Raw genomic sequence first — 2,919 nt, 5'->3', positions numbered from 1 at the left:
GCCCCCCGCCGCGGCGGGGGGGGGGGGGGGGGGGCCCCCCCCGCGCCGCCCCCCCCCCCCCCCCCCCCCCCCCCCCCCCCCCCCCCCCACGGGCCGTTCCTCGTGGACCGCGCAGGTCAGTCCCGCTCGCACACGAAGATCGCCGTGCCCGGAATGAGGTTCCCGCGCAGCGGGGACCAGCCGCCCCACTCCTGGGTGTTCCAGGCGGGCCACTCGGGTTCGACGACGTCGGTCAGGCGGAAGCCGCCGGCCACCACGTCACGCACCCGGTCGCCCAGCGTCCTGTGGTGCTCGACGTAGACCGCGCGGCCGTCCTCGTCCTGCTCCACGTAGGGGGTGCGGTCGAAGTAGGACGCGGACACCGACAGGCCCTCGGGGCCCGGCTCGTCGGGGAACGCCCAGCGGACCGGGTGCGTGACCGAGAAGACGAAGCGGCCGCCGGGGCGCAGCACCCGGTGGACCTCCCTCAGCACCAGCACGGGGTCGGCGACGAAGGGCAGCGCGCCGTACGCCGAGCACGCGAGGTCGAAGGAGCCGTCCGCGAAGGGCAGCGCGCTCGCGTCCGCCTCCACGAGGGGCACGGCGCCTCCGATGCGCAGCGCGTGCTGGAGCTGGCGGTGGGAGAGGTCCAGGGCCACGGGGCGCGCGCCCTGCGCGGCCAGCCAGCGCGAGCACTGGGCCGCTCCGGCGCCGATCTCCAGGATGTCCTTGCCCTTGAGGTCCTCCGGGGGGCCCAGCAGCTCGGCCTCCACCTCGTCGAGACCCTCGGGACACCACACGAACCGGTCGTCGCCGAGGAACGTGCCGTGTTCGATCTGGTAGTCGTCCGCGTTCCGGTCCCACCAGCCCCGATTCGCCCGCGAACTCTCGATGAGGTCCGCATCACGTCGGGTGGCTTCCGGTTCGAACGGTTCGGGCTCTTGGATGATCGGCTCCCTCGTCGTACTCTTCCGTCCAACCCGTCTCGGGCGTGTCACGACAGAGGCGTCCTACTGCCCGCGTGGCCTTGTGAGACAGGTCTTGTGCCGGGATTGCGGCGATCCGCCCCGGGTGTGCGCCTTCGCGCATTGACCCTGCCCGGCTGCCCCCGTATGCTACAAGTTGCGCTGCGGGCCTGCGCTCCTCAGACATAGCAGGCTGTGCTCGCATCTGTATGTATGTCCCCTCGGTTCTCGAGGCGCCTTCCGGCTGTGCCGGGTCGGGCGCTTCCTTGGCTGTCCGGCGTCTACAGAGCGAAACGGGCTCCCGGCGTAAGCAGTACCTACGACTCACTGTCCGTACCGGAGCCCTTTCCCACATGACGAGCAGCACCGAGACCACCGCCACCACCCCGCAGGTTGCGGTCAACGACATCGGTAACGAGGAAGCATTCCTCGCCGCGATCGACGAGACGATCAAGTACTTCAACGACGGCGACATCGTCGACGGCGTCATCGTGAAGGTCGACCGGGACGAGGTCCTGCTCGACATCGGTTACAAGACCGAAGGTGTCATCCCGAGCCGCGAGCTCTCGATCAAGCACGACGTCGACCCGAACGAGGTCGTCAAGGTCGGCGACGAGATCGAGGCCCTGGTTCTCCAGAAGGAGGACAAGGAAGGCCGCCTGATCCTCTCGAAGAAGCGTGCGCAGTACGAGCGCGCCTGGGGCACCATCGAGAAGATCAAGGAAGAGGACGGCATCGTCACCGGCACCGTCATCGAGGTGGTCAAGGGTGGTCTCATCCTCGACATCGGCCTCCGTGGCTTCCTGCCGGCTTCTCTCGTCGAGATGCGCCGTGTCCGCGACCTCCAGCCCTACGTGGGCAAGGAGCTCGAGGCCAAGATCATCGAGCTGGACAAGAACCGCAACAACGTGGTCCTGTCCCGCCGTGCCTGGCTGGAGCAGACCCAGTCCGAGGTTCGCCAGACGTTCCTCACGACCCTGCAGAAGGGTCAGGTCCGCTCCGGCGTCGTCTCCTCGATCGTCAACTTCGGTGCCTTCGTGGACCTGGGTGGCGTCGACGGTCTGGTGCACGTCTCCGAGCTCTCCTGGAAGCACATCGACCACCCGTCCGAGGTTGTCGAGGTCGGCCAGGAAGTCACCGTCGAGGTCCTCGACGTCGACATGGACCGCGAGCGCGTCTCCCTGTCGCTCAAGGCGACGCAGGAAGACCCGTGGCAGCAGTTCGCCCGGACGCACCAGATCGGTCAGGTCGTCCCGGGTAAGGTCACGAAGCTCGTTCCGTTCGGTGCGTTCGTCCGCGTGGACGAGGGCATCGAGGGTCTGGTCCACATCTCCGAGCTGGCCGAGCGCCACGTGGAGATCCCGGAGCAGGTCGTCCAGGTCAACGACGAGATCTTCGTCAAGGTCATCGACATCGACCTCGAGCGCCGCCGCATCAGCCTCTCGCTGAAGCAGGCCAACGAGTCCTTCGGTGCCGACCCGGCCTCGGTCGAGTTCGACCCGACCCTGTACGGCATGGCCGCGTCGTACGACGACCAGGGCAACTACATCTACCCCGAGGGCTTCGACCCCGAGACCAACGACTGGCTCGAGGGCTTCGAGGCTCAGCGCGAGGTGTGGGAGAACCAGTACGCCGAGGCGCAGCAGCGCTTCGAGCAGCACCAGGCTCAGGTCATCAAGTCCCGCGAGGCCGACGCGCAGGCCGAGGCCGAGGGTGCCAGCACCTCCAGCGCGGCTCCGGCCGCCTCGGGTGGCGGCGGTTCCTACTCCTCGGAGTCGGACGACAACTCCGGCGCCCTGGCGTCGGACGAGGCGCTTGCCGCCCTCCGCGAGAAGCTCGCCGGCGGCCAGAGCTGAAAAGCTCACCGCTAGCAAGTAGCTGAAAGAAGTGGGGGGGGGGGGGGGGGGGGGGGGGGGGGGGGGGGGCGGGGGGGGGGGGGGGGGGGGGGGGGGGGGGGGGGGGGGGGGGTGGGGGT

The 2,919-nt window shown here is 69.3% G+C and carries 2 protein-coding genes; one reads left to right on the top strand and one right to left on the bottom strand.

Features of this window, described 5'->3' with window-relative positions:
• Positions 1-116: 116 nt before the first annotated feature.
• The gene (locus ACFYW9_RS23420; protein WP_389153606.1) at positions 117-977 is read right to left on the bottom strand and encodes a class I SAM-dependent methyltransferase; all 861 of its coding nucleotides are present in this window, start codon (positions 975-977) and stop codon (positions 117-119) included.
• Between the two features lie 320 nt (positions 978-1,297).
• Between ACFYW9_RS23420 and rpsA the strand changes: the two genes are divergently transcribed.
• On the top strand, positions 1,298-2,800 hold the full coding sequence (rpsA, locus tag ACFYW9_RS23415) for a 30S ribosomal protein S1 (RefSeq protein WP_351873052.1): 1,503 nt from the start codon (positions 1,298-1,300) through the stop codon (positions 2,798-2,800).
• The last annotated feature ends 119 nt before the right edge of the window (positions 2,801-2,919 follow it).

Source organism: Streptomyces sp. NPDC002698 (assembly GCF_042888945.1).
Classification (GTDB): domain Bacteria; phylum Actinomycetota; class Actinomycetes; order Streptomycetales; family Streptomycetaceae; genus Streptomyces.
This window is presented reverse-complemented; position numbering and strand designations above follow the sequence as displayed.